Genomic DNA, 1,006 nt, shown 5'->3' with positions numbered 1-1,006 from the left:
CCTGTTTTGTCGGACATCAGCTTTTCCATAAAAGGGGGAGAGAAAATTGTTATGACGGGATTTAACGGCATTGGCAAATCCACCCTGCTAAAAACGCTTATCAGCCAAATACCCTCATTAAGCGGGAGTTTCCGTTTTTCGGAGCAGGTAAAGATTGGGTATTTTGAGCAGGAGCTGGCATGGGCGGATATAGAAAAAACGCCCATTCAGATTGTTTCCGATGCTTATCCATCGCTTACGATAAAAGACGTGAGAAAGCGTCTTGCGGGCTGCGGCATCTCAAGCAAACACGCCATGCAGGAAATCGGTACTTTGAGCGGAGGGGAACAGGCAAAGGTTAAAATGTGCCTGCTTATGATGAAGCCGTGCAATTTCCTTATCATGGACGAGCCGACAAACCACCTTGATGCACTGGCAAAAGAATCATTGAAAACCGCACTGGAAGAATTTGAGGGGACAGTGCTGTTGGTGTCGCATGAGGAAGCGTTTTATCGAGAATGGACGCAGAAAGTGATAGACATAGAAAAGAAAATATAGGTGAAAGGCACATCTTTAAATAGTGCCAGAGGTAAGGGGAAGCCCGCCAAATAAAAAAACAGTGTTTGGTGGGCTGCTTTGCCATGCCAAAAATAAAAGTCCTTCCAAATCTGTTTTCAGTTTGGAGGGATTTTTTTTGCATACGGGAAGTGCTTTTTATTTACATATATCGTGTCGGGGATGGGTTGGTAACCTGTTAAAAAAATCCCCGTCAGCGTATGGGGGCTTTGCACCCTGCAAGTAGAAGTCATATTTCTACATATTAGAACTAAAATCTCCCTAAACCGTGAAGGTCACAGAACCTTTGCGGTTTTTCTTTTGTCGCTTTTTGTTAGAACACGTCGTAAGGCGGTTTCTGGGATTGGATGCCGTTCTCCGCCCGTCAATCTGGATTTTCAAAAAAATTCAGATTGATTGGAGGAAATTACAATGCTTGAAAAGCATCCAAACCGAAAAAAGGACAAGTATA

At 43.6% G+C, this 1,006-nt stretch carries 1 protein-coding gene; it reads left to right on the top strand.

Annotated elements, in window-relative coordinates:
* The coding region (locus D7Y06_RS25315; protein ID WP_147415794.1) for an ATP-binding cassette domain-containing protein at positions 1–537 on the top strand (537 nt) is incomplete at its 5' end.
* Between the last annotated feature and the right edge of the window lie 469 nt (positions 538–1,006).

Source organism: Roseburia sp. 1XD42-69 (genome assembly GCF_003612565.1).
In the GTDB taxonomy this organism is placed as follows: domain Bacteria; phylum Bacillota; class Clostridia; order Lachnospirales; family Lachnospiraceae; genus Roseburia_B.
The sequence above is the reverse complement of the archived record's forward strand: the minus strand, read 5'-3'. Positions and strand labels throughout refer to the sequence as shown.